Source organism: Pseudomonas sp. 18058 (assembly GCF_902706155.1).
Lineage (GTDB): Bacteria > Pseudomonadota > Gammaproteobacteria > Pseudomonadales > Pseudomonadaceae > Aquipseudomonas > Aquipseudomonas rustica.
On the sequence record NZ_CACSJY010000053.1, the window covers coordinates 17,434 to 40,854 of the forward strand.

10 protein-coding genes are annotated in these 23,421 nt (G+C 61.0%); 6 read left to right on the top strand and 4 right to left on the bottom strand.

Annotated features, from left to right (window positions below; translation table 11 throughout):
* Positions 1-162 precede the first annotated feature (162 nt).
* Complete coding sequence (locus tag GVL50_RS22935; protein ID WP_159815157.1) at positions 163-13,161, bottom strand: non-ribosomal peptide synthetase; 12,999 nt, start codon at positions 13,159-13,161, stop codon at positions 163-165.
* A gap of 371 nt (positions 13,162-13,532) precedes the next feature.
* On the opposite strand from GVL50_RS22935, the gene GVL50_RS22940 reads away from it, so the two are divergent.
* Positions 13,533-14,087 (top strand): RNA polymerase factor sigma-70, encoded by a 555-nt coding sequence (locus GVL50_RS22940; protein WP_053122228.1) that lies wholly within the window; start codon positions 13,533-13,535, stop codon positions 14,085-14,087.
* A gap of 117 nt (positions 14,088-14,204) precedes the next feature.
* On the opposite strand, the gene GVL50_RS22945 is transcribed toward GVL50_RS22940, so the two are convergent.
* The 3 genes from GVL50_RS22945 to GVL50_RS22955 form a co-directional block, all read right to left on the bottom strand.
* Positions 14,205-15,218 carry a GNAT family N-acetyltransferase gene (locus GVL50_RS22945; RefSeq protein WP_159815158.1) on the bottom strand — a complete coding sequence of 338 codons (1,014 nt, stop codon included), beginning with the start codon at positions 15,216-15,218 and terminating at the stop codon, positions 14,205-14,207.
* 87 nt (positions 15,219-15,305) lie between these two features.
* Positions 15,306-16,103, bottom strand: coding sequence for an ABC transporter substrate-binding protein (locus tag GVL50_RS22950; protein WP_053122232.1), 798 nt, complete (start codon positions 16,101-16,103; stop codon positions 15,306-15,308).
* Positions 16,104-16,194: 91 nt separating this feature from the next.
* Positions 16,195-16,818 (bottom strand): TetR/AcrR family transcriptional regulator, encoded by a 624-nt coding sequence (locus GVL50_RS22955; protein WP_159815159.1) that lies wholly within the window; start codon positions 16,816-16,818, stop codon positions 16,195-16,197.
* A 185-nt stretch (positions 16,819-17,003) separates the two neighbouring features.
* Here GVL50_RS22955 and GVL50_RS22960 point away from each other — a divergent pair, with 185 nt between their 5' ends.
* The 5 genes from GVL50_RS22960 to GVL50_RS22980 are packed head-to-tail and all read left to right on the top strand — an operon-like array spanning position 17,004 to position 23,273.
* The gene (locus tag GVL50_RS22960) at positions 17,004-18,788 is read left to right on the top strand and encodes an acyclic terpene utilization AtuA family protein (protein WP_159815160.1); all 1,785 of its coding nucleotides are present in this window, start codon (positions 17,004-17,006) and stop codon (positions 18,786-18,788) included.
* A 12-nt stretch (positions 18,789-18,800) separates the two neighbouring features.
* On the top strand, positions 18,801-19,670 hold the full coding sequence (locus GVL50_RS22965; RefSeq protein WP_159815161.1) for an SDR family oxidoreductase: 870 nt from the start codon (positions 18,801-18,803) through the stop codon (positions 19,668-19,670).
* A 3-nt stretch (positions 19,671-19,673) separates the two neighbouring features.
* Entirely contained in the window at positions 19,674-21,290 is a 1,617-nt protein-coding gene (gene atuC, locus GVL50_RS22970) for a geranyl-CoA carboxylase subunit beta (protein WP_159815162.1), read from the top strand.
* Positions 21,291-21,321: 31 nt separating this feature from the next.
* Positions 21,322-22,479: a citronellyl-CoA dehydrogenase gene (gene atuD / locus GVL50_RS22975; protein WP_159815163.1), complete on the top strand. Its 1,158-nt coding sequence runs from the start codon at positions 21,322-21,324 to the stop codon at positions 22,477-22,479.
* Positions 22,476-23,273, top strand: coding sequence for an enoyl-CoA hydratase/isomerase family protein (locus GVL50_RS22980; RefSeq protein WP_159815164.1), 798 nt, complete (start codon positions 22,476-22,478; stop codon positions 23,271-23,273). The genes atuD and GVL50_RS22980 overlap by 4 nt, the downstream gene beginning before the upstream one ends.
* The last annotated feature ends 148 nt before the right edge of the window (positions 23,274-23,421 follow it).

Consider the following 23,421-nt stretch of genomic DNA (forward strand, 5'->3'; position numbering starts at 1 on the left):
GCAGACTGAGCTGCCGGTTGGTTGTCGTCAATCGGGGAAATGATGCGGTTTGTGTTGAAGTCGCTGACGCCGGAAAGCAAAAAGATCGCAGCCTGCGGCAGCTCCTACAAGGAAACGCGATGTTCTCTGTAGGAGCTGCCGCAGGCTGCGATCTTTTGATCTTTACAGTCCTTCCAGCTCCGCCATCAGATCATTCAACCGATCCACCTTCTCCTCGGTAATGTCACTCGCCGCCAGCCCGTCAATGTACTCGGCCAACTCCTCCACCGTGCTGCACTCGAACATCGCCCGCAGCGGCACATCTCGTTGCAAGGATTTCTGCACACGCGAAGCGATCTGCGTGGCCAGCAACGAATGCCCGCCCAGTTCAAAGAAGTTGTCGCGCACACCGACTTGTTCGACCTTCAACACCTCGGCCCAAATGTCCCCCAGCGTCTGCTCCAGTTCATTGCGCGGCGCCAGATAATCCTGACTCTGCAACTGACCGATCTCCAGCGCCGGCAAGGCTTTGCGATCAAGTTTGCCGTTGGCATTCAGCGGCAGTTGATCGAGCCACAACCAGTGCAGCGGCACCATGTATTCCGGCAGTTCGGCGCGCAGACGCTGCTTGATCCGCTCAAGGCGTTCGCTCGAATTCAACGCCGAATCGGCCGCCACCAGATAACCAACCAAGTGCTTGCCGTTGACGCCCTCCTGCACACCGACCGCGCCATCGCGCACTTCCGGCTGTTCATGCAGACGCGCTTCGATCTCACCCAGCTCAATCCGGTAACCACGAATTTTCACCTGATGGTCGACGCGGCCGACGTACTCCAACACACCATCGCTACGCCGCCGCGCCAGGTCTCCGGTGCGATACAGACGTTCGCCCGGCGCACCGAACGGATTCGGTACAAACACCGGCGCCGTGCGCAGCGGATCGCTGACATAGCCGCGACCGACGCCCGTGCCCGCCACACACAACTCACCCACCGCACCCAACGGCACCAGTTCCAGCGCGCCATCGAGCAGATAGAGCAAGTTGTTGTCGGTCGGCGTGCCGATCGGCAAATAACTGCCGCGCGTCGAGGCCATGTCGACCCGGAAGAACGCCACGTCATCGGAACATTCCGCCGGGCCATACGCGTTGACCAGACCAATCTGCGGATAACGCAGCAACCACTGATGCGCCAGCTCCGGCGGCATCGCCTCACCCGTCGGCAACATCCAGCGCAAGCCATCGAGACTCAGGCGATCCGAAGCGAGCATGCCCTGAATCAGCGACGGCACGCTCTCCAGCACGGTGATGCCTTGCGCTTGCACATGCTTCAGCAGACCTTGCGGATCGTGGGCAATTGTATTCGGCACAATGTCCACTCGCGCGCCGAACAGCGGCGCGGCAAGGAACTGCCAGACCGAAATATCGAAGCTCTGCGAAGCGGTTTGCGCGATCACATCGGCGTCACTCAAATTCAGGTACGGCACCTTGCTCAACTGGTTATTGAGCATGCCGCGCTGTTCGACCATCACGCCTTTCGGCAGGCCGGTGGAGCCCGAGGTGTAGATCACGTAAGCGAGGTTGTCCGGGCCGCTGTAAATGCCAGGATTCGTCGCCGACAACGCCAAAGCCTGCACTTCTTCCCAAACCAGAAGCCGTGGACGATTGGCGCAACTGAATTCATCCAGCAAGGTCTGCGCCTGTTCGCGACACGCCTCGCTGCACACCAGCAGCGGCGTGCGGCTCAGCTCGATGATGCGTTGCAAACGCTGACTCGGCAGACCCGGATCCAGCGGCAGATAACCCGCGCCCGCCTTGAAGCTGCCGATGATCATGCCGAGCAGGTCGAGATTGCGCTCGGCGAGCAACGCCACCGGTTGATCCGTCTGCACACCCGCCGCGACCAGTGCATGGCCGAGACGGTTGGCGTTGTGGTTCAGCTCGGCATAGCTCTGTTGCTGATCAAGGCACGTCGCGGCGATGCGTTGCGGATGCGCGGTAACCTGCGTTTCGAACAGCGCCACATAGCTCTGCTCCAGCGGATAATCGTGGGCACTCTGGTTGCAACCGTGCAGCAGGAAATCCTGCTCCTCAGCGCCCAACAGCGGCAGATCAGCCATGTCGCCATGGAAGCCCTCGACCAGCGCCAGCAGCAGACGCTTGAACTCGCCGAGCATGCGCTCAATGGTCGATTCGTCGAAATAACGCTGGTCATACGACAGGTGCAGACCAAGGTCATCGCCCGGGTAGCACACCGCCGTCAACGGGAAGTTAGTGTGGGTTCGTCCGGAGTCCGAGGTCGCGTTCAGGCTCTGCGCGCGATCCAGCACCGAGACTTCCACCGGGGCATTTTCGAAGACGAACAGGCTGTCGAACAGCGGCTGGCCTTTCGGCAATTCGCTTTGTTCCTGAATGTTCACCAGCGGCAGGTATTCGTACTCGCGCAGTTGCATGTTGCTGTCGAGCAAAGCGCTGAGCCACTGACGCACGCTGCTGCGTTCATCGTCTGCCGGCATCTGCACCCGCAGCGCGATGCTGTTGATGAACAGGCCGACCGTGCGCTGCATCTCCGGCATTTCCACCGGCCGCCCGGCCACGGTGACGCCGAACAGCACGTCACGATCGCCGCTCATACGGCGCAGCACCAAGGCCCACGCCGCTTGGGCGAAGGTGTTGATGGTCAACTGATGCGCCTGCGCCATTTCACGCAGACGCGCACCGTCCTCGACTTTGAGGCGGGTGTAGCGGTCGCCGACGATCATGCCGCCACTTTCACCGGCATGTTCGCGCAGAAACGGACGGTCGCTCGGGATCGGCGTGGGGCGCTCGAACCCTTGCAGATTCTGCTGCCACCACTGCCGCGCTTCGGCCAGGCTCTGGCGTTGCAGCCAGCCGATGTAATCGCGATAACGCGGCGGCACGGCGAGTTGCGCTTCGCGACCTTCACCCAGAGCGGTGTAGATCTCGAAGAAATCGTTCATCAGCAACGAGCGGCACCAGGCATCGATAAGGATGTGGTGATTGCTCATCATGAACCAGTAACGCGCCGCGCCGACCTTGATCAGGCGCAAGTGGAACGGTGCCTGATTGAGCAGATCGAAACCGGCCTCGCGCTCGCTTTTCAGCAGCGCTTGCAGCTTTGGTTCCTGCTCGGTGTCGGCGATGGCGCTCCAGTCCAGATATTCGATTGGCGTGCGACCTGGTGTGTGAATCACTTGCAGCATGTCTTCGCCGACGTTCCAGCAGAACGAGGCGCGCAATGCTTCATGACGGGCGATCACCGCTTGCCACGCCTGGGCGAAACGCTCGGCGTCGAGTTCGCTGTTGATGCGGTAGCGATCCTGCATGTAGTACAGACCGGTGCCCGGTTCGAGCAAGGTGTGCAGCAACATGCCTTCCTGCATCGGCGTCAGTGGATAGACGTCTTCGATGTGCGCGGCCGGCACCGGCAAGGCATCGAGTTGCGCCTGAGTCAGTTTCGCCAGCGGGAAGTCCGACGGCGTCAGACCACCGGCCTCGTCTTGCAGGCAATGGCTGATCAGGCTTTGCAGCTCGCCGAGGTAGGCATCAGCCAGATCGTTGATGGTTTGCGTCTCGTAACGCTCGGCGCTGAACGTCCAGCGCAAGAGCAATTCACCGCCATACACCTGACTGTCGACGCTCAATTCATTCGGCAATGGCGCCTGCGGATCGTGGGCAGCACCAACCGACTCTTCCAGCGGACGGAACAGCGCATCGCTGGCGAAGCTCTGGTCGAACTGGCCGAGGTAGTTGAAGGTGACCGGTGCATGCGGCAGCGCCTCCATGCTGCGCTGAGTGAAATCATCGGCCAGATAACGCAGCACGCCATAACCCAGACCTTTGTGCGGTATCGCGCGCAGTTGCTCTTTGATTGCCTTGATCGAAGCGCCCTGCCCTGCGGCCTCTTCGATGTTGTGCGGGGTCAGGCGCAGCGGGTAAGCACTGGTGAACCAGCCGACGGTACGGGTCAGGTCGATCTCGTCGAACAGGGTTTCGCGACCGTGGCCTTCCAGTTGAATCAGCGCCGATGGCTGACCGCTCCAGCGGCACAGCACGCGGGCCAGTGCCGTCAGCAGCAGATCGTTGACCTGCGTGCGATAAGCGCTCGGCGCCTGTTGCAGCAGCTGTTTGGTGTGCTCGGCATCGAGGCGCACGCTGACGGTTTGTGCATGACGATTCTGCTGGCCGCCCTGCGGGTTTTCGCAAGGCAGATCGGCGTTCTGACCGGCCAACTGGGTTTGCCACCAGTTGAGTTCTTCGCGCAGGGATTCGCTGCCGGCGTAGGCCTGCAAACGGGCGGTCCAGTCTTTGAAGGCACTGGTTTTTGCTGGCAGTTTCACCGCTTGCTCGGCGTCGAATTGGCGGTACACGGTTTGCAAATCGTCGAGCATCACGCGCCACGAAACGCCATCAACCACCAAGTGATGAATCGCGATAAACAGCCGTTGCTGAGCTTCCGGGCCATCGACCAATACCGCACGCAGCAGCGGGCCTTGCGCAAGGTCGAGGCTGCGCTGGGCATCGGCGAACAGCGCTTCACCTTTGTCCATCGACGGCACGCGCACTTGCCACAACACCGCCGCATCCGACACCGGTTGGTGCGTCGCTTGCCACACGCCGTTGGCCTCGGTGAAGCGCAGACGCAGGGCATCATGCTGCTCGATCACCGCCAGCAGCGCTTGCTCCAGACGATGCGGTTGCAGCGCCACGGTTGGCTCCAGCAACAGCGCCTGATTCCAGTGCTGACGCTCAGGGATTTCCGTGTCGAAGAACCAATGCTGAATCGGCGTCAGACGCGATTCACCGGCCACCAGGCCTTGCTCCGCTGTCACTTGTTCGCTGCGACTGGCCACGGCGGCGAGGGTTCGCACGGTTTGATGCTGGAACAGATCACGCGGGCTGAAATGAATGCCTTGCTGACGCGCGCGGCTGACCACTTGAATCGACAGAATCGAGTCGCCCCCGAGTTCGAAGAAATTGTCGTTGAGGCCGACCTGTTCGACGTTGAGCACTGCGCACCAGATCTGCGCCAGGGTCTGTTCCAATTCGTTGCTCGGCGCCACGTAATCCTGGCGATTGAGCTCCGGATCCGGCGCCGGCAAGGCGCGGCGGTCGAGTTTGCCGTTGGCGGTCAGCGGCATGCTCGCCAGCAGAATCAGGTGCGTCGGCACCATGTAATCCGGCAGTTGTGTCTTGAGGTGCGACTTGAGGGCTTCGCGCAGTTCAGCCTGTCTGGCTTCGCTTTGCTCGGCGACTTCAGTCACCAGATAGCCGACCAGTTGTTTGCCGCTTGGCGCATCAAGGGCGAGCACCACGGCTTCGCGGATCGAAGCGTGATCAAGCAGACGGGTTTCGATTTCGCCCAACTCGATGCGGAAACCACGAATTTTCACTTGATGGTCGATCCGGCCCAGGTATTCAACCAAGCCATCGCCACGCTGGCGTACCAGGTCGCCAGTGCGGTACATGCGTCCGCCGTCAGCGGCAAACGGATCCGCGACAAAACGCTCAGCAGTGATGCCCGGACGATCGTGATACGCCTGCGCCAGACCCGCGCCGCCGACGAACAATTCACCGGTCGCGCCCTGTGGCACCAGCGCCAGATCGGCGTCAAGAATGTACGCAACACGCGCGCCAATCACGCTGCCGATCGGCACACTGCCCGCACCCTCTTCCAGCACCTCCGGCGCCAGACTGGCCAGCGGCATGACCACGGTTTCCGTCGGGCCGTAAGCGTTGAAAAACATCGCCGGTTTGAACGCTGCACGAATGCGTTGCAGGTGCTCTCCGGTCAGCGCTTCACCGCCGGTGATGATCATCCGCACCGGCAGGATCTCGTTTTGCGTCGAAAGGAACTGCGCCAACTGGCTGCCGTAGCTTGGGGTGAAACCGAGCACGTTGATTTTATGCGTGCGGATCAAACCGCAGATTTCTTCCGCGTCCCACTGACCTTGCGCACGCAACACCACTTGCGCGCCGCTGAGCAGCGGCACCAACAAACGCTCAGTCGCCGCATCGAAGTTGATCGAATAGAAGTGCAGTTCGCAGTCGTCCGGGCGCATGCCAAACCGCTCGATCACGGCCTGACAGTGCATGGCGATTTCGCCGTGGGAAACCACCACGCCTTTCGGCTTACCGGTCGAACCCGAGGTGTAAATCAGGTAGGCCTGATGCTGCGGCAGGCTGATAAACGGCAGTTCACTGGCCGGGTAATCGGCGAGCGCCGCGCTGTCGTCTTCCAGGCACCAACGCGCCACGCTCGACGGTAGCTCGCCGAGCGCGTTAAACATCGCGCGATCACTGAGCAGCAGCCCAATGCGGCTGTCTTCAATCATGTAATGCAGACGGTCGAGCGGGTATTCCGGATCCAGCGGCACATACGCACCGCCCGCCTTGAGAATCGCTAGCAGGCCAATGACCATTTCCAGCGAACGCTCCAGCGCCAGACCGACCCGCACTTGCGGGCCGACGCCACGCGCCCGCAACGCCCAGGCCAGACGATTGGCGCGGGCGTCGAGTTCGGCGTAGCTCAAGGTCTGCCCGGCGAAGGTCAGCGCCGGCGCGTCTTTGCGCGCAAGTGCCTGCTCAGCGAACAGGTGATGAATACACTGGTCGAGACGATGCTCGCCCGGCTCGATGCCGAGGCTGTCGCGCAGCTGCTGTTGCTCGGGCGCGTCAAGCAGCGGCAATTCACTGAGGCGCTGTTGCGGATCGGCGATCAGCGCTTCGAGCAAATTGCGCCAATGTTTGGCCATGCGCGCGATGGTCGGTTCGTCGAACAAATCGGTGCTATACGTCAGGCAGCAACCGAGACGATGGTCGAGGTCGGTGACTTCCAGATTGAGGTCGAACTTGGTCGCCCGCGCATCGTTGGCCAGATATTCGACGGTCATCCCGGCGAGCATGCGGCTCTGCTGGAATTCCCAGCGCTGCACGTTGCACATCACCTGGAACAGCGGGTTGTACGCGGCACTGCGCGGTGGCTGCAAGGCTTCAACCAGATGATCGAACGGCAGATCCTGGTGCGATTGCCCTTCGATCACCGTGTGGCGCACCTGCTCGAACAATTCGCCGACCGACATCATGCCGTCGAGCTGGCAGCGCAGCACTTGAGTGTTGAGGAACGCACCGATCAGCCCTTCACTTTCCGGACGAATACGGTTGGCCACCGGCGCGCCGATGCGCAGATCGGTCTGGCCGCTGTAGCGGTAAAGCAGCGTGGCGAGCGCGGCGGTCATGGTCATGAACAGGGTCAGACCGTTTTGCGCGTTGAACGCACGAACCCGCGTCGCGAGGTCGTCGCTCAAGTCAAAACGGAACAGCTCGCCCTGGTGGCTTTGCACCGGCGGACGCGGGCGGTCGCCGGGCAATTCCAGCAACGGATGTTCGCGACCGAGTTGCGCCGTCCAGTAATCGAGTTGGCGTTGACGCTCGCCGGATTCCAGCCAGTTGCGCTGCCAGACGCTGTAGTCGAGGTACTGCACCGGCAGCGGCTCCAGCGGCGAATCGCGATCATCGACAAACGCTTCGTACAGTGCGCTGAGTTCGCGGGCGAAAATGTCCATCGCCCAGCCTTCGGTGACGATGTGGTGCAGGGTCAGCACGAAGTAATGTTCGTGCTCGGCGGTCTTCACCAGACAGGCGCGCAGCAGCGGGCCGCTTTCCAGATCGAACGGCAGATGCGCTTCTTCATCGGCGAATTGCTGAACCTGTTGCTCGCGTTGATCGGCGGCAACTTTCGAGAAATCCTTCCAGCCCATGCGCACGCCGGTCTCGGCATGCACCTGTTGACGGGCGATGCCATCGACGCTCGGGAACGTCGTGCGCAGGGTTTCGTGGCGCAGGATCAGCGCTTGCAACGCAGCCTCGAAACGCTCGACGTGCAACACGCCACGCAGGCGCGCCATGCCACCGACGTTGTACGCCGGGCTGTCCGGTTCCATCTGCCAGAGGAACCACATGCGCTGTTGCGAGTACGACAGCGGCACTGGTTTACTGAGGTCGACTTTGGCGATTAGCGGCTGTTTGTTGGTGCGGCCGCTGACTTGAATCAAGCGAATCTGTTCGGCGAAATCACCGAGTTCGCTGTGCTCGAACAACGCCCGCAGCGGCAGCTCGACGTCACAGGCCTGACGGGTGCGCGAGATGATTTGCGTGGCCAGCAACGAGTGACCGCCGAGGGCGAAGAAGTCGTCGCGCAGACCAACCTGGCTCAGGCCGAGCACTTCGCGCCAGATCGCGGCGATCCGTTGTTCCAGTTCGGTCACCGGTTCGACGTGTTCACGCACTTGCCATTGCGGCTCGGGCAAGGCACGGCGGTCGAGTTTGCCGCTGGGGCTGAGCGGCATTGCGTCGAGGCGCATCAGTTGCGCCGGCACCATGTATTCCGGCAGTTCGGCGGCGAGTGCGGTTTTCAGACGAGCGATTTGTTCGTCGTGATGGTTACTGGCATCGGTCGCGGTGAAGTAGCCGATCAGTTGCGCGCCGGCAGCGGTTTCGCGCACCAGCACCACGGCTTGGGCGACGCCGTCCTGAGCGAGTAACCGCGCTTCGATTTCTTCCGGTTCGACACGGAAACCACGCAGTTTGACCTGCTGATCGAGGCGACCGAGGTATTCGATCACCCCGTCAGACGTCCAGCGCGCGCGGTCGCCGGTGCGGTACAAACGGGCGCCCTGCTCGCCCAATGGATCAACCACAAAGCGTTCAGCGGTCAACGATGGACGACCGAGGTAACCGCGAGCCAGACCAATGCCGCTGATGCACAACTCACCCGGCACACCGGCCGGTACGGGATTGAGATCAGCGTCGAGCACGCGGCAAATCACGTTGCCCAGCGGTCGGCCAATCGGCGAACGCTCGCCATCGGCGGTGGTGCAATGCCAGTGCGTGACGTTGATCGCGGTTTCGGTCGGGCCATAACGGTTGTGCAATTGCACCGCCGGCAGTTGCGCCAACACGCGATTGCGCAGTTCAGCGGGCAGCGCTTCACCACCGGAAAAAACGCGGCGCAGGCTGGTGCATTCGGCGCTCAGCGGTTCATCGATGAACAGCGAGAGCAGCGGCGGCACAAAGTGCAGAGTGGTCACGCCGTGTTCTTGCACCAATTGGGCGATGCGATGCGGATCGCGGTGTTCGCCAGGGCCGGCAATCAGCAGGCGCGCGCCAGTGATCAACGGCCAGAAGCATTCCCACACCGAGACGTCGAAACTGATCGGCGCCTTTTGCATCAGCACATCGGTTTCATTCAACGCGTAAGCGCTCTGCATCCATTGCAGACGTTCGGCCAGTGCCGCATGCGTATTGCCGACGCCTTTCGGCTGGCCGGTGGAGCCCGAGGTGTAGATCACGTAGGCGAGGTTGTCGCCGTGCAAGTGCAGACCCGGTGCCTGGCTCGGCCAGTTTTCCAGGTGCAGGGCGTCCATGGCGATCACGCTGACGCCGTCGCTGGCCGGTAAACGGCCGAGCAGTTCGGTCTGGGTCAGGAGCAATTCGACGCCGCTGTCGCTGAGCATGTAAGCCAGGCGATCAGCCGGGTAATCCGGATCCAGAGGCACGTAAGCGCCGCCGGCCTTGATGATCGCCAACAGGCCGATCAACAGTTGTGGCGAACGCTCGGCGGCGATGGCCACGCAAACGTCCGGGCCGACGCCTTTGTCGCGCAGATAGTGCGCGAGGCGGTTGGCTTGCGTGTGCAGTTCGGCAAAATCGAGGCTACCGCCCTCCCACACCAGCGCAGTGCGTTCCGGGGTCTGGCGTGCCTGTTCGTTGAGCAGTTCGGACAGCCATTGTTGTGCCGGAACGCACGATGCGACGCTCCAGTTTTTCTGCTGGTCGTGCTCGCCGACGGTGAGCAATTGCAGATCGCCGATGGCTTGCTCTGGACGTTCGCAGACGGCGCGCAGCAGGTTGCTGAAATGCTCGGCCAGTCGCGCGATGGTCGCGGCGTCGAACAGTTCGTCGGCGTAGTCGAAGGACAACGTCAGGCGACCATTACGGTCTTCTTCGCTGTGCAATTGCAGGTCGAACTTGGCTTCGCGGCTGTGCCACGGCAACTCTTCGGCGAGCAGACCGGGCAGGCGCTTGAGCGCGCTGAGGTCGCGTTGCTGGTGGTTGAACATGATCTGGAACAGACCTTGTTCGCGGGCCTGCGGGAAAGCTTCGAGCAGTTGTTCGAACGGCAGATCCTGATTCGCCTGTGCGCCGAGTGTGGCCTGGCGGGTTTGCGCCAGCAGCTCAACGAATGGCAGGCGCGAATCGATCTCGGCGCGCAGCACTTGGGTGTTGATGAAGAAGCCGATCAGGCCTTGAGTTTCCAGGCGCGGACGGTTGGCGTTGGGCACGCCGATGCGAATATCACGCTGACCGCTGTAGCGATGCAGCAAACTCTGGAACGCCGAGAGCAACAGCATGAACGGTGTCGATTGATGCGCTAGCGCCGTGTTGCGAATCGCCTCGCTGAGGCTGACGTCCAGACGCACGGTGTGACGTGCAGCGCTGTGTTTGTGTTGCGCCGAGCGCGGATGATCGGTGGCCAGTTCCAGTGTTGGATGCTCGTCACCCAACTGTGCCTTCCAGTAAGCCAGTTGCCGCTCGCCCTCGCCTTGCGCCAGCCATTGGCGCTGCCAACTGCCGTAGTCAGCGTATTGGGTTGGCAGCGGCGCGAGGTTGGCCGTTGCGCCTTGCGAGGCCGCGGCGTACAGGCGCGAGAATTCGTCGATCAACACGTTCAGCGACCAACCGTCAGCGATGATGTGGTGCATCGTCACCAGCAGTTGGTGATCTTCATCGTCGAGACGGATCAGCGTCACCCACAGCAGCGGGCCCTTTTCCAAATCGAATTGAGTGTGAGCTTCGTCGTCGCGGATCTGCTGCGCGCGGGCTTCGCGTTCATCGGCTGGCAGGTCGCTGATGTCGATCAATTGCAGGTTGAAATCGGCAGCCGCATCGACATGTTGCAGCGCTACGCCGTCACGTTCGAGGAAACGCGTGCGCAGGGATTCGTGGCGCTCGATCAATTGCTGAAAGCTTGCGCGCAGTGCGTCTTCATCGAGTTCGCCACGCAAGCGCAGGCCGCCGGGAATGTTGTAGGCGCTGCTGTGCGGGTCGAGTTGCCAGGTGATCCACAAACGGTTTTGCGCCAGCGATTGCGGCATCGGCTCGGAACGTGACAGCGCGGTGATTTCACCTTGCGCGCTGCCGCCGTCCTGTTGTTGCTGGGCGACTGCGGCGGCAAACGCGGAGAGGGTTGGCGCTTCGAACAGCAGGCGAAGGCTCAGCTCCAGACTGAGTGCTTCGCGAACACGGGCGATCACTTGCGTGGCGGCGATCGAGTTACCGCCGAGCAGGAAGAAGTGATCGTCGGCGTTGACCTGTTTGACGTTGAGTTGCTCAGCCCAGATTTTGCCGATCAGCGTTTCAAGTTCGGAGGCGCTGGCTATCGATTCTTGAGTTTCAGAGACGCTCGACGGGAACACCGCGTAGCTGTCGAGGCTGCCATCGGCCAGACGATTGCGACACGCTGAGCGCTGCAATTTGCCGCTGGAGGTTTTCGGCAGTGCGCCGGGATTAAGTAATACGACCACGCTCGGCGCTTCTTGATACGCCTCGGCCACGGCTTGGCGAATGGCTTTGATCAACGCTTCCGGCGGCAGGATTTTCTGCACGCTGCGGCTGATTTCTGCCGCGATGCCAATACCCTCTTCGCCATTCTGATTGACCGCGAATGCAGCGACGCGGCCCTTGCGCACCACTTCAACTTCGCGCTCAACGGTTTGCTCGATGTCCTGCGGATAGAGGTTGTGGCCGCGCACGATGAGCATGTCTTTCAGGCGACCGGTGATGAACAGTTCACCGTTGCGGATAAAACCCAGGTCGCCAGTGCGCAGCCAGGTGCGGCCAGCGTGCTGGACGAAGGTTTTGGCGCTGGCTTCGGGGTTGCGCCAGTAACCGAGGGCAATGCTCGGGCCGGTCGCCCAGACTTCGCCGACGGCATTGTCGGCGAGTTCTACGAGCGTATTGGGCTCAACGATCAGCACCGCGTGCTCAGGCTGGCTGATACCGCAACTCATGATCGGACTGCCGTCGCCCGGCTCGGCCCGATTTTGCGCCAACGCTTGATCGTCCACGCGCAGTGCAGGAATGCCGGTGCCGCGCGGGGTGCCGGCGACGAACAGCGTGGCCTCGGCCAGACCGTACGAGGCCATGAAACTGTCATCGCTGAAACCGCTCGCCGCGAACTTGTCGGCGAAGCGTTCAAGGGTGTCGAGGCGGATCGGTTCGGAACCGGAATAGGCCACGCGCCAGCGGCTCAGGTCGAGACGCTCCAGCGCCGATTCGCTGACCCGTTCGCTGCACAAACGGTAAGCGAAATCCGGCCCGCCGCTGATGGTGCCGCCGTATTGGCTGATCGCTTCGAGCCAGCGCAATGGCCGACCGAGGAAGTACGCCGGCGACATGAGGATGCACGGCACACCGCTGAAAATCGGTTGCAGCAGACCGCCGATCAACCCCATGTCGTGATACAGCGGCAGCCAACTGACGATCACATCGTCCGGGTTCACATCGATGCCGAAACCGTGGCGGATCAACAGTTCGTTGGCCACCAGATTGCCGTGGCTGACCTGCACGCCTTTGGGCAGCGCAGTCGAGCCGGAGGTGTATTGCAGGAAGGCGATGTGCTCTTGTGGCAGGTTCGGTTCAAGCCAGTTTTCGGCCAGCGCATTGTCGAGTGTGTCGACGCACAACAGCGGCGGCGCGCCTTCGATCTGCTGCAAGGCCTCGCGCAGGTCGGCGCTGGTCAGCAGCAGACGCGGTTCGGCGTCGGCGATGATCGACAGCAAACGCTCTTGATGGTGACGGCGCGCCGATTCCGGCGGATACGCCGGCACTGCGATCACGCCCGCGTACAGGCAACCAAAAAACGCCGCGACGTAATCCGGGCCGCTGGGAAACAACAACACCGCGCGATCACCAAATCCGGCCTCTGCCTGCAATGCGGCAGCAATCGTGCGCGCGCGTTGATCGAGTTCGCGATAGCTGAGCATCACAGCCTGTTCTTCGTTTTCGGCAAGAAAACGCAAGGCCAGTTGATCCGGCGTCAGGGCCGCGCGGCGCTGGAGGGCTTGGACCAGAGTGCTGGGGATGTCGAACGCGTCGGTCATGAGGTTTCCTGCCTGAAGTCGGCTTACTGAGTGGAATCGGGTTGCTGCGTCACGCCCTAAAGGGCATGCAGGGCGCGGTCTGTGCCGACCGCGCAAGGCTGCGGAATGCTGTCTGGTCGGGGTTCGGTACCCGGAACCATTCACCAATGAGAACGGATGACGTCTTGAAATAATTAGTCGGCAGGCTGGATCGCCAACGGGGCTGGGATGCGGCGGCGTGTCGCAGTTCTCACAACGCACCAATTTGTATCATTAGTTCTCTTTCTCAATTGACAATCATTATCATTCAACATAATTTGTCGCTCGATGTGTAGGACGGCCCCATCCCCCCAAGGCGTCCCACTAACCTATTTGGCAGCAAGGTGATTTCCATGACGGAACCAGTATCCACAAGCAGGTGCGATTCACCGCTACTTCAGGCATTCGTCGACAATCGACTGATTCTGGTCAAGATTGCGGCCCGCATTACCGGCTGCCGGTCACGTGCGGAAGACGTGGTGCAGGATGCGTTTTTCCGACTGCAATCGGCGCCACCGATCACGTCGTCGATCAAGGCGCAACTGAGTTATCTGTTCCAGATCGTGCGCAACCTGGCCATCGATCACTACCGCAAACAGGCGCTGGAGCAGAAATACTCAGGCCCTGAAGAGGAAGGGCTGAACGTGGTCATTCAAGGTGCTTCGCCGGAAACCTCGCACATCAACTTCTCCACTCTGGAGCACATCGCCGACGCACTGACCGAGCTGCCCAGCCGCACTCGCTACGCGTTCGAGATGTACCGCTTGCACGGCGTGCCGCAAAAGGACATCGCCAAGGAACTCGGTGTTTCGCCGACGCTGGTCAACTTCATGATTCGCGATGCGCTGGTGCACTGCCGCAAGGTGTCGAGCAGTCGTCGGGATGTAGTGATTGCGGGGCGGCGCTAGGATCTTAATTCGGCGTCAAGCCATTCGCGAGCAAGCCCGCTCCCACATTTGAATTGTGTACATAGATCAAATGTGGGAGCGGACTTGAGAGCGCAATAGATCTCAAGCCCGGTCATCTCAAGCCAACTTGCACCGATCAAAAAACCGCTCCCGCCCCAGAATCATCAGCGCCGCACGCTTGTGCGGGAAGTCGAATTCCTTCTCGCAGTGGAAGCACTGGTTCTGCATGTGGCCAATCATCTTCGCGTTATCGGCACGCGGTTCGGCGACCACGCGCTGGGTGCGCGGATCGTCCAGAAACAGGTAATGCACCAGCGCCGATAACCAGCTCGCGACTTTGTGCGGGCCACGGTGATCCTCCTCCCCCACCAGCATGTGAATGCCCCGGTCGTAATCGTCGGCATCGTAGAACGGCGCGATACGATCTTCCTTGGCCCAATAGGCTTCGAAATAGGCAAACGGCTGATCATCGAAACAGCCGATCAGGGTCAACGTGTGCGGGTCGGCGTCAAGTTTGCTCAGGTATTCGCGGTGCTTCTCGATGCTGCCTTCTTCCTGCCAGAAACTGGCGACGCGCGGACTGTTCTGCCAGCGGTTGAAGCGTGGCAGATCCTCTTCGATTTCCACGGTGCGCAGGGAAATCCACGCCCCCAGCCGCGCATCGAAACGCCGATAGACTTCACCGCGCGGTTTTACCGGTCGCAGTGGATGGCGCTTGCCAGCGCTGATGACCATTTGCTGCGGATAGCTGCCGGTCAGCGACGTGCCGAGCCACGGTTGCGGCAGTTGCCAGAACAACGTGCGCTCGCAGCGATATTCGCCGGCCACCTCGGTGCTCACCAGCAAACCGCTGAGCAAGGCTTCGGTCGGCGGTTGATCGAGTTGCCAGGTCAATTGCCGGCACTCAGGATCGCGGGCGAACAGCCAATAACAGGCTGCCCACAGCGCTTGCCCCGGCGGCAAGGCGAAACGCTCATCGATCTGGATCGGCCCTTTGGCCTCGCGATCGAGGCGCAGGCGAATCAATGGTTGCCCGTCCAGGCTCAGGCTCAGACGGCTTTCGGTGGCATCGGCTACCAGTTGGCTGCCCGAAGGCAAAGACAAGGCAGTCAGGTCATTCAGATTGGACATGGGTCGGGCTCACGATAATCGTCGACAGTTCAACGATGGGACGTGATCCGACAGGGGAAATTTAGGCTTGGCAGAGAAATCAGTGCCTCAGTGATGCGGCACTGGCACCACGGCAATCTTGTACGGATCGAAGATTTTCAGCATCTCGCCGTTGTCGCGCAGGCCTTGCAGCAGCTTGCCGAACGCCTCGCCGGTGATCGGCGCGGCGGGACGCAGAATTGCGTAGTGATGGTAAACCTGATCAATGCGCTGAGACACCAGCAACTCGTCGCGAACCTTCTCGTTGCGCAGCAGGTAATCGCTCAGATAGGAGCGCGTCACCAGAGCAATGTCGGCGCGCCCGCGCAGCACCATCAGCAGGTTGCTGTCGTGGGAATAGGTCAACGTTGCATTGAAATTCTGCGCGAGGAATTTCGGGTCGGCGTTGAAGTTGGCGAACTCATAGTGATAGCCGCTGAACAACGCCAGACGCTTGCCTTTAAGGTCAGCGAAATAGTTCTGCTGGCGACCGTCTTCACGTTGCGCGACGAAAATCTCGGCGTCTTCAAGGCCCATGTCGACGTCGGTGTGAGGGATTTCCTTCCAGCCCCAATCAGGGTTCTCGAAGATCGCCATGTCGATCCGGCCTTGCTTGAAATCACCGAAACGTCGCGGGATCGAAGTCGGCACGAGGACGAATTGATAGTCTTTTTGCAGGCGGTTCAGCGACTCGACCAATTGTGGCAGCAGACCGGTGTCGGCACCGTTTTCCGGGCGGATGGTGTACGGCGGAAAGTGCGCGGCGCCCACCCGAACCAGTTGCGCTGCTTGCGCAGGCAACAACCAGAATGCCGCCAGCGCTGCGAGCATCACGCCCGACGCCGTCCGAATTGGCGAAGACTTCAAAACACCCCACTCCCCGAAAAATACCGATCAATGCATTCAAGCTAGGCGGTTTCGCCCAGTTAGCCAGTTTCACCGCCTGATAGAAAGCGTCTCAGCGCTCTTCAAGCACCAGAATCAGCGCCTCATCCGCCAGTTGATCGAGGCTCAGACTGCCGCCGGCACGGAACCAGGTGGTCGTCCAGGACAACGCACCGGTGAGAAAACGTCGAGTGACAAATACGTCGCCGCGAATAAATCCGGCCTTTTTTGCTTCGCCGAGCACCTCTAGCCAGAGGTCTTCGTAGACATCACGCAACGCCAGCACTTTGGCCTGGCCGTCCTCAGACAGCGAACGCCATTCATACACCAGCACCGCCATCGCTTCGCCGCTGCCGCCCATGATCGACTGCAATTCGCAGCGGATCAGCGCCAGCACCCGTTCACGCACATTGTTCGCATCGGCGAGCGCGGCGCGCATCAGTGCCGTGTTGTAACGGATGGTTTCTTCCATCACCGCCCGGAGGATTTCGTCCTTGCTTTTAAAGTGATGAAAAATGCTTCCCGACTGAATCCCCACCGCACCGGCCAGATCGCGCACCGTGGTGCGTTCGTAGCCTTTATTACGGAACAGGTGAGCCGCCACTTGCAGCAGTTTGCCGCGCGCGCTGTCCGGGTCGGTCAACTGGCCGTCGTCGACCAATTCGCGCATGACCCTCAGGGCTTTTTGCTCGTCCACCCGTTCTCTCCTACAGTCGATCAGTCTGTTGCCCCCTGAAACCGCAGGGTTGCGCGCAATTTAAGCCGCCAACGGCAACCAAGCAAGCGCTTGGGCAGAAGATAGTGTTTCGCTGTTTACAAACCAAGCGCTTGCTTGGTAGCCTCCAGACACTTCTGTCGCAGGTTGCTGAGTCGGAGATAAAAATGCCCACCACCGTTCGCATCGGATGCGCCAGTGCATTCTGGGGAGACACCTCGACCGCCGCCGCGCAGTTAGTCGACGGCGGCAAACTGGATTATCTGGTCTTCGACTATCTGGCCGAAATCACCATGTCGATCATGGCCGGCGCGCGCATGAAAGACCCACAGGCCGGGTTCGCCGGGGACTTCATCGAAGTCCTCACACCGCTGCTGCCACAACTCGCCGAGCAGAATATCCGCGTCATCAGCAACGCCGGCGGGGTCAACCCGCAAGCCTGCGCCGCTGCCCTGCAAGCGGCCTGCGACAAGGCCGGCATCCCACTGAAAATCGCCGTGTTGCTCGGCGATGACCTGCAACCACAATTCAAACAACTCAGCGGCATCACTGAAATGTTCAGCGGCGCCCCGTTGCCGCCGATGTGCGTGTCGACCAATGCCTACCTCGGTGCGCCGGGCATTGTCGAAGCGTTGCGACTGGGCGCCGATATCGTCATCACTGGCCGTGTGGTCGACAGCGCCGTGGTCAGCGCCGCACTGGTGCACGAATTCGGCTGGTCGTGGCACGACTACGACAAACTCGCCCAAGCCGCACTGGCCGGGCACATCATCGAATGTGGCGCGCAATGCACCGGCGGCAATTTCACCGACTGGCGCGACGTGCCGGATTACGAGCACATCGGTTTTCCAATCGTCGAAGTCAGCGCCGACAGCCAATTTATCGTCAGCAAACCGGAAGATTCCGGTGGACTGGTCACGCCACTGACCGTTGGCGAGCAAATGCTTTACGAAATCGGCGATCCGCAGGCATATCTGTTGCCCGACGTCGTCTGCGATTTCACCGAGGTCAAACTTCAGCAGCAAGGCAAAAACGCGGTACACGTTCGCGGCGCCAAAGGCCTGCCGCCGACGGATAAATACAAGGTCAGCGCCACCTGGCCGGACGGCTTTCGCTGCACCGCCAGTTGCCTGATCGCCGGTATCGATGCCGTTGAAAAAGCGCAGCGCGTCAGTCAGGCAATCATCGACAAGACCGCGGAAATGTTCAGCCAGCGCGGCTGGTCGCCCTACAGCGAAACCCACATCGAACTGCTCGGCAGCGAAGCCACTTACGGCCCGCACGGGCAACGTCGCGACAGCCGCGAAGTGGTGATCAAACTCGCCGTGCGGCACCCGAGCAAACAGGCGCTGATTCTGTTCTCCCGGGAAATCGCCCAGGCCGCGACCGGCATGGCGCCGGGGCTGACCGGCATCGTTGGCGGACGGCCAACCGTGTATCCGCTGATCCGTTTGTTTTCATTCCTGATCGATAAAAACGCCTGCACCTTGCAGATCGATCTGGCCGGTGAACGCCATTCTTGCGCCCTGCCCTCGTTGGTCGCGCTCGACAGTGAAGATTTGCCGATTGCCCAGCAACCGCCGAAACCTCAGGGCCGCGCCGATGCCAGCGTGGCACTGGTGAAACTGGCCGTGGCGCGCTCCGGTGACAAGGGCAACCACAGCAACATCGGCGTGCTGCCGCGCAAACCCGAATACCTACCGTGGATCGCCGAAGCGTTGACCCCGGCAGTGATCGTCGACTGGATGAGCCACGTGCTCGACCCGATCCACGGCCGGGTCGAACGCTGGTATCTGCCCGGCACCCACAGCCTCAACTTTCTTTTGGAAAACGCACTCGGCGGTGGCGGCGTGGCCAGTCTGCGCATCGACCCACAAGGCAAGGCATTCGCCCAGCAGTTATTGGAAATCCAGATCCCGGTGCCGCAGAGCATCGCCGAACAGCTCTACTAGAGGATGGTGTGCATGGCTTACGCGTCGATTTTCAATGCCGAGCTGTTCAGCGGCCAGACCATCATCGTCACCGGTGGCGGCAGCGGCATCGGCCGTTGCACCGCGCACGAACTGGCAGCGCTCGGCGCCAACGTGCTGCTGGTCGGGCGCAAACCGGAAAAACTGGAAAAGGTCGCCGCCGAAATCGTCGAGGACGGCGGCCGCGCGCACTGGCAGGCCTGCGATATTCGTGATGAAGAAGCGGTAAAACAACTGGTCAAGGAACTGATCGCCGAGCACGGGCCGATTCATGGTCTGGTCAACAACGCTGGCGGCCAATACCCGTCGCCGCTGGCTTCGATCAATCAGAAAGGTTTCGAAACCGTGCTGCGCACCAATCTGGTCGGCGGTTTTCTGATGGCGCGGGAAGTGTTCAACCAGTCGATGAGCAAGCACGGCGGCAGCATCGTCAACATGCTCGCCGACATGTGGGGCGGCATGCCCGGCATGGGCCACTCCGGCGCGGCGCGTTCGGGCATGGACAACTTCACCAAAACCGCCGCGTTTGAATGGGGTTATGCCGGGGTGCGGGTCAATGCGGTGGCGCCGGGCTGGATCGCCTCCAGCGGCATGGACACTTACGAAGGTGCGTTCAAAGCGGTGATTCCGACCCTGCGCGAGCATGTGCCGCTCAAGCGCATCGGCACCGAATCGGAAGTCAGCGCAGCGATTGTATTTTTGCTCAGTCCGGCGGCGGCATTTATTAGCGGCAGCACATTGAAAATTGATGGCGCGGCCAGCCTCGGCAGCCGTGCGTGGCCGTTGCACAAAGCGACTCACAGCGAGTCGTTCAATGGCTTCCATCGCGCCTACCTTCCAGACGTGCTGAAGGACAAGGAGTAAGCCATGCCGCAGATCCAGTCCCAACTCGATCCGCACAGCGAGGCCTTCGCCCGTAACCGTGCGGCAATGCTCGTGGCCATCGAGCAAGTGCAGCAACTCGAACAAAACCTGCTGAATAAAGCCGCCGAAGCCAAAGCCAAATTCGACAAGCGCGGACAGTTACTGCCGCGCGAACGCCTGAACCTGTTGCTCGATCCCGGCGCGCCGTTTCTCGAACTGGCCAGTCTCGCCGGCTACAGGTTGCATGACGATAAGGACGGCAGCTCGGCCGGTGGCGGACTGATCGCCGGCATCGGTTACGTTTGTGGCATCCGCGCAATGGTGGTCGCCAACAACAGCGCGATCAAGGGCGGCACGATCTCGCCGAGCGGTTTGAAAAAATCCCTGCGCCTGCAACAGATCGCTCAGGAAAACAAACTGCCGGTGATTACCCTCGCCGAAAGCGGCGGCGCCAACCTCAATTACGCGGCGGATATTTTTGTCGAAGGCGCGCGCAGTTTTGCCAACCAGGCGCGGATGTCGGCGATGGGTTTGCCGCAGATCACCGTGGTGCACGGCTCAGCCACGGCGGGCGGCGCTTATCAGCCGGGGCTGTCGGATTACGTGGTGGTGGTGCGCGGCAAGGCCAAGCTGTTTTTGGCCGGCCCGCCCTTGCTCAAAGCGGCCACGGGGGAAGTCGCCACCGATGAGGAACTCGGCGGCGCCGAGATGCACGCGCAGGTCGCCGGCACGGCTGAATACCTGGCGGAAAACGATGCCGACGGCGTGCGTCAGGTGCGTGAAATTCTGCGAATGCTGCCGTGGAATGAACAACTGCCATGGCTGCCGGAACCGCAATACAAAGAACCGCTCTACCCCATCGAAGAACTGCTGGGGTTGATTCCCGACGATCCGAAAAAACCTTACGACGTGCGCGAAATCATCGCGCGCATCGCCGACGAATCCTGCTTTCTGGAATTCAAGGGCGAGTTCGATCAGCAAACCCTTTGCGGGCAATTGAAGATTCAGGGTCGCGCCTGCGGTTTCATCGGCAACAACGGTCCGATCACGCCGAACGGTGCGAGCAAAGCGGCGCAATTCATTCAGCTGTGCGATCAGAGCCAGACACCGTTGCTGTTTTTCCACAACACCACCGGCTTCATGGTCGGCACTGAATCGGAACAGCAAGGCGTTATCAAACACGGCTCGAAACTGATTCAAGCGGTGGCCAACGCGCGGGTGCCTAAACTGACCATCGTCGTCGGCGGCTCCTACGGTGCCGGGAACTATGCGATGTGCGGACGCGGTCTCGATCCGCGCTTTATCTTTGCCTGGCCGAACAGCCGCACCGCTGTAATGGGCGGCGCGCAGGCCGGTAAAGTTCTGCGCATCGTTACCGAAGCCAAACAGCTCAAGGACGGTTTGACGCCGGATCCGAAAATGCTCGACATGCTTGAACAGGTCACCGCGCAGAAACTCGACAGCCAATCCACCGCGCTCTACGGCAGCGCCAACCTGTGGGATGACGGGCTGATCGATCCACGCGACACGCGCACGCTGCTCGGCTATTTGCTCGACATCTGCCACGAAGCCGACATTCGCACGTTGCAACCCAACAGCTTCGGCGTCAGCCGGTTCTGACCGCCACGGATCTTATGGAGAACAATAAAAAATGATCTTCACCCCGGAACACGAAGCCCTGCGCCGTACCGTCCGCCAGTTCGTCGAGCACGAGATCAATCCGCACGTCGATGAATGGGAAAAGGCCGGACGCTTTCCCATCCACGAGATCTTCCGCAAGGCCGGCGACCTCGGTTTGCTCGGTATTTCCAAACCGGAAAAATTCGGCGGCATGGGTCTCGATTACAGCTATTCGATTGTCGCCGCTGAAGAGTTCGGCACCATTCATTGCGGCGGCATTCCGATGTCGATCGGCGTGCAGACCGACATGTGCACGCCCGCCCTCGCCCGTTTTGGTTCCGATGACTTGCGCGAAGAGTTTCTGCGTCCGGCGATCACCGGCGAGCAGGTTGGCTGCATCGGCGTTTCCGAGGTCGGCGCTGGCTCCGACGTTGCCGGGCTGAAAACCACCGCGCGCAAGGACGGCGACGACTATGTGATCAATGGCAGCAAGATGTGGATCACCAACTCGCCGAGTGCTGATTTCATCTGCCTGCTGGCGAATACTTCCGACGATAAACCTCACATCAACAAGTCGCTGATCATGGTGCCGATGAACACGCCGGGCATCAGTCTCAGTTCGCACCTCGACAAGCTCGGCATGCGCAGCTCGGAAACTGCGCAGGTGTTTTTCGACGATGTGCGCGTGCCGCAGCGCAACCGCGTCGGCCACGAAGGCGCCGGGTTCATGATGCAGATGCTGCAGTTTCAGGAAGAACGCCTGTTCGGCGCGGCGAACATGATCAAGGGCCTTGAGTACTGCGTCGACAGCACCATCGAGTACTGCAAGGAGCGCAAAACTTTCGGCAATGCGCTGATCGACAATCAGGTGATCCACTTCCGCCTCGCCGAACTGCAAACCGAAATCGAATGCCTGCGCGCGCTGGTCTATCAGGCCACCGAGCAGTACGTGAAAGGCCAGGACGTCACGCGCCTGGCGTCGATGGCCAAGCTCAAGGCCGGGCGTCTGGGCCGCGAAGTCAGTGACAGCTGCCTGCAATATTGGGGCGGCATGGGTTTCATGTGGGACAACCCGGTGGCCCGCGCCTATCGCGATGTGCGGCTGGTGTCGATTGGCGGCGGCGCCGACGAAATCATGCTGGGGATCATCTGCAAACTGATGGGCATCCTGCCGGGGAAAAAGAAATGAGCAGCCTGCCGGATTGCCAGACGCTGTTGCTGGAACTGCATGGCGGCGTGCTGCACATCACCCTCAATCGCCCGGATAGCCGCAATGCGATGAGCCTGCAAATGGTCAGCGAATTGCGTGCGGTGCTGGCGTCGGTACGCGATGACCGCAGTGTTCGCGCTCTGGTGCTCAGCGGCGCCGGCGGGCATTTCTGCGCCGGGGGCGATATCAAGGACATGGCCAGTGCCCGTGCTCAGGGTGCGGATGCTTACCGTGAGTTGAATCGTGCGTTCGGGGCTTTGCTGGAAGAAGCGCAGCACGCGCCGCAAGTGCTGATCACGGTGCTGCAAGGCGCGGTGCTCGGCGGTGGTTTTGGGCTGGCGTGTGTCAGCGATATTGCGATTGCCGATCATCAGGCGCAATTCGGATTGCCGGAAACCAGCCTGGGTCTGCTACCGGCGCAGATCGCGCCGTTTGTGGTGCAGCGCATTGGCCTGACCGAGGCGCGGCGACTGGCGCTGACCGCCGCACGTTTTGACGGGCATCAGGCACGCCGTTTGGGGCTGGTGCATTTTGTCGAGCAGGATGCGCAGGCGCTGGCTGAGCGTCTGGATGAGGTGCTGCAACACGTGCTGTGTTGTGCGCCGGAGGCGAATGCCGTGACCAAGAAATTGTTGTTGGCGAGTGCCGGGCAGCCATCGGCTGAGTTGCTTGATGAAGCGGCGCAGTGGTTTAGCGAAGCGGTGATAGGAGAAGAAGGGATCGAGGGCACCATGGCTTTTGTGCAAAAACGTAAACCGCGGTGGGCCACCTGAAAGAGCTTCGCGAGCAAGCCCGCTTGTATGGTAGGACTCGAAGGGGTGGGTGGGACCAAAAGCCAGCTTCTGACTGTTAGCCCAGTACAGACTGTGGGAGACATCGGCCCCACCCCTTCCACCAAAGCGCCGATAAAGAATGCTTCGT

Coding starts and splice junctions, on each gene's coding strand:
- GVL50_RS22960 (WP_159815160.1), top strand. CDS start 17,004: ATGCCCACCACCGTTCGCATCGGATGCGCCAGTGCATTCTGGGGAGAC.
- atuC (WP_159815162.1), top strand. CDS start 19,674: ATGCCGCAGATCCAGTCCCAACTCGATCCGCACAGCGAGGCCTTCGCC.
- GVL50_RS22940 (WP_053122228.1), top strand. CDS start 13,533: ATGACGGAACCAGTATCCACAAGCAGGTGCGATTCACCGCTACTTCAG.
- GVL50_RS22965 (WP_159815161.1), top strand. CDS start 18,801: ATGGCTTACGCGTCGATTTTCAATGCCGAGCTGTTCAGCGGCCAGACC.
- atuD (WP_159815163.1), top strand. CDS start 21,322: ATGATCTTCACCCCGGAACACGAAGCCCTGCGCCGTACCGTCCGCCAG.
- GVL50_RS22935 (WP_159815157.1), bottom strand. CDS start 13,161: ATGACCGACGCGTTCGACATCCCCAGCACTCTGGTCCAAGCCCTCCAG.
- GVL50_RS22980 (WP_159815164.1), top strand. CDS start 22,476: ATGAGCAGCCTGCCGGATTGCCAGACGCTGTTGCTGGAACTGCATGGC.
- GVL50_RS22945 (WP_159815158.1), bottom strand. CDS start 15,218: ATGTCCAATCTGAATGACCTGACTGCCTTGTCTTTGCCTTCGGGCAGC.